Origin of the sequence: Stackebrandtia sp. (assembly GCF_035643755.1) — a bacterium.
Taxonomy (GTDB): Bacteria; Actinomycetota; Actinomycetes; order Mycobacteriales; family Micromonosporaceae; genus Stackebrandtia.
Genome location: NZ_DASQPW010000033.1, coordinates 1 through 3731, shown reverse-complemented (window position 1 = coordinate 3731; position 3731 = coordinate 1). Strand labels below are relative to the sequence as shown.

Annotated in this window: 3 protein-coding genes; all 3 read left to right on the top strand. The window is 71.5% G+C overall.

What is annotated here, in order from left to right:
• A partial coding sequence (locus tag VE172_RS02675) for a BTAD domain-containing putative transcriptional regulator (protein WP_324796783.1) occupies positions 1 to 1266 on the top strand: 1266 nt, incomplete at its 5' end.
• 50 nt (positions 1267 to 1316) lie between these two features.
• The gene (locus VE172_RS02670; RefSeq protein WP_324796779.1) at positions 1317 to 2561 is read left to right on the top strand and encodes an FAD-dependent oxidoreductase; all 1245 of its coding nucleotides are present in this window, start codon (positions 1317 to 1319) and stop codon (positions 2559 to 2561) included.
• A gap of 61 nt (positions 2562 to 2622) precedes the next feature.
• The coding region (locus tag VE172_RS02665; RefSeq protein ID WP_324796776.1) for an AfsR/SARP family transcriptional regulator at positions 2623 to 3731 on the top strand (1109 nt) is incomplete at its 3' end.

Below are 3731 nucleotides of genomic sequence, written 5' to 3'. Positions count from 1 at the left end.
GAGCGCACCGAACTCGAGCTCACCCTGCCCGACCACGCCCCCGACATCGGCGAACTCCGCGAGCTCGCCGAACGCCACCCCTTCCGCCAGCGCCTCGCCGGCCAGCTCATGACCGCCCTGCACCGCTCGGGACGCACCCCCGAGGCGCTCGAGGTCTACGAGCTCCTGCAACGCCGCCTGGACCAGGACCTCGGCCTCGACCCCGAGACCCGCCTCGCCGAACTGCGCACCGAGATCCTGCGCGACAACGCCAAGAACGACGCCCCGACCCCGCAGGCGCCGCCGCGCGCCGCCCCCGAGCAGCTGCCCGCCGACCCCACCGCCCTCGTCGGGCGCGACGACCAACTGTCCACACTCGACCAACTGCTCTACAACGGACGCACCACGGCCGTGGTCTCGGCGATCGACGGCGCCGGCGGCGTCGGCAAGACCGCGCTGGCCGTCCACTGGGCACACCAAGTGCGCCAACACTTCCCCGAGGGCCAGCTCTACCTCGACCTGCGCGGCTACGACGCCGCCGAACCCGTGACCCCCGCCGACGCCCTCGCCACGCTGCTGCACGCGCTGGGCCAGCCCGACTCCACCATTCCCGCCAACCTCGACGACGCGGCCGCCATGTACCGCTCCCTGCTGGCCGACCGCCACATGCTGGTGCTGCTGGACAACGCCCGCGAGGCCGCCCAGGTCCGCCCGCTGCTGCCCGGCGGCACGGGCAACTTCGCGCTGGTCACCAGCCGCGACTCCCTGGCCAGCCTCATCGCCCTGGACGACGCGGTACCCGTCCGCGTCGACACCCTGGGCCCCAACGAATCCATCGCCCTGATCGCCGACGTCGTCGGTGCGTCACGGGTCGAGGCCGCCGGCGACGCCGCCGCGCGCCTGGCCGAGGTGTGCGGACACCTTCCCCTCGCGCTGCGCATCGCCGCGGCCCACCTGGCCGCCCACCCGAACGCTCCACTATCGACGATGGCCGCCGACATCGCCCGCCGGGCCAACGAACGCGACGCCGTCGCCGCCGTCTGCGACATCGCCGTCGCCGCGCTCGGCCCCGCCGACCGGGCCCTCCTCGCGGCCCTGACCGCCGTCCCCGACGAGGACTTCGCCGCCGAGGCCACCCTCGGCCGCCTCATCGCGGCCCACCTGGTCGAACACCACCGCCCCGGCCGCTGCCGCCTCCACGACCTGGTGCGGGGGGCCGTCACGCGCCGCGCCGCCGTCTTACGTCACTGTGGACAGACGGCCGGAACAGGCCTCAGCGATCGGTGATCGCACGGGACTTTGTAGAGTGTCCTCAGGTCTCGAATAGGGAGAGCATCATGGAACGCTCCTATTCGGCTCCCGCGAGGATCGCGATCATCGGAGGCAGCATCGCCGGATGCGCCGCCGCCACCGCGGCGCGGAGAGCCGGGCACGACGTCACGGTCTACGAACGCAGCCAGGGCGAGTTGTCCGAGCGAGGATTCGGGATCGCCATACCCGGCGACCTCTACGAGGAACTGCTCGCCAGGGCGTATATCGATACCTCCATGGCGCGGCGGACGGCGTCGTCGGGTCGGCTGTGGCTGACGCGTTCCCCGATCGACGGCGGGCAGCTCGACCTGTGGCGTCAACCGTTCGACGTCGTGGCGTGCAACTGGGGTCTACTGTGGGCGTCCCTGCGCGAGCATGTTCCCGACGAGACATACCACTCGGGACAGACCGTGACCGCGGTTCGACGCTTCGCGGAGGGAACCCGGTTGCGGCTGAACGACGGCCGAGAGCGCGACTTCGACCTCGTGATCGGCGCGGACGGTTACCGATCGGTGATCCGCGCCGAGCTTGCGCCGCAAGCGAAGCCGCGCTATGCGGGATACATCCTCTTGCGGGGGACGGTGCCCGTCGATGACGTCCCCGACTGCGCCGAGGCCGTCGACCAGCTCGCCGACACCGCGGTCACCATCGGGTTCACCGGGGGCCACGCGGTGATCTATGTGATACCCGGCCGCGACGGCGTCAAGGTCAACTGGGGCGTGTACGCGTGCCCGCCCGAGGCGGCGAAGGTCGGGCTCAGCACGTCGTACGCGCCGGATGCCGACCTGAGCGCGCTGATGCCGTGGATGAGCGACGTCATCGAGAACCAGTTCCCCTCCGCCTGGGCGCGCCTGATCCGCCGCACACCCGAGGCCGCGCGCGCCATCCAGCCGGTGTTCGACCTGGCCGTGCCCGTGACCGCCCGCATGCCGTACCTGTTGGCGGGGGACGCCAACACCATCACCCGCCCACATACCGGCAGCGGCGCGACCAAGGCGCTGCGCGACGTGCTGTTCCTCGAGGACGCGCTCCGTGACAGTCCATCGTGGCAGGACGCCCTCGCCCGCTACGACGAGGATCGAAACGCCGCGGGCAACTCGCTCGTCGAGCTGGGTCGCCGGCTGGGCAAGGACCAGGTCGAGGCGACCCCGGACTGGGCGAGCATGAACCCCGAAAAGATGCGGGAGTGGACCCAGTCCACCATGGCGGGTCAAAACCTGTACCTGTACCAGGAGAACGCGAAACAATCTGACGGGGCGGGCCGCGCCTGAAGCCCCGTCAACCCGTGCCCCGCCGCGGATAAGGTCATGATCGACTCGCGAGGGAGGCGACGTGGAGTTCAGGATCCTCGGCCCACTGGAGGCCCACCGTGGCGACGCGCGCGTGGCGATCACGGGACGGCACCGACCGCGGCTGTTGGCGGCCCTGCTGCTGGAACCCGCCCGAGTGGTGACGATCCACCGCCTCGCCGAGGTCCTGTGGGGCGAGGCACCACCCGACACGGCCCGCCGCCAGGTCCAAAACGCCATGGCGACCCTGCGCCGCGAGCTGGGCGACGGCGTCGTCGAGCCGACATCGGGCGGATACCGCCTGGCGGACGGACACACGGTCGACACGGAGACGTTCGCCGACCTGCGGCGCCAGGCCCGCGGCGCCCGCCGCGGCGACGACCCCCGCCACGCCCTGGACCTGCTGCGCCAGGCCCTGAACCTGTGGCGCGGACACGCGCTCGCGGGGATGTCGGGCGGGGCCCTTCGAGCGGCGGCCCGACGCCTGGACGAGGAACGCCTGTCGGCGACCGAGGACCGCATCGACCTGGAGCTCGAACTCGGCACCGCGGGCGAGGTGCTGGAGGAACTGACCACCCTGGTGGAGACCCACCCGCTCCGCCAGCGCCTGGTCGGCCAGCTCATGCGGACGTTCCACGAGACGGGATGGGCGTCGGAGGCCATCAAGCTCTATCGGGACCTGCGCCAACGACTCGCCGACGAGCTCGGCCTCGACCCCGAACCGAGACTCACGCGCCTGTACGGCGACCTGTTGCGCGCCAACACCTCGGGACCCCTGACCGAAACCCCCACCACCCCCGTCCCCCGTCAACTCCCCGCCGACACCGCGACATTCACGGGCAGAACCGAGCACCTGGCCGCCCTGGACGATCTGCTGGACGGCGGACGCGAGACCGCTGTCGTGTCGGCCATCGCTGGCATGGGCGGCGCGGGCAAGACGGCGCTGGCCGTGCATTGGGGACACAAGGTCCGCGACCGCTTCCCCGACGGCCAGCTTTATATCAACCTGAGGGGGTGGGACACGGCCGAGCCCGTCGCGCCACTGGACGCGTTGACGCGGTTCCTGGTGGCGTTGGGGCAGAGCAGTTCCACAATTCCCTCGACCGTTGAGGCCGCGGCGGCGTTGTTTCGGTCGATGCTGTCCGACCGCCG

What these genes read in the sequence shown, in the direction of transcription:
- VE172_RS02670 (WP_324796779.1), top strand. Translation starts at nt 1,317, where the DNA reads ATGGAACGCTCCTATTCGGCTCCCGCGAGGATCGCGATCATCGGAGGC.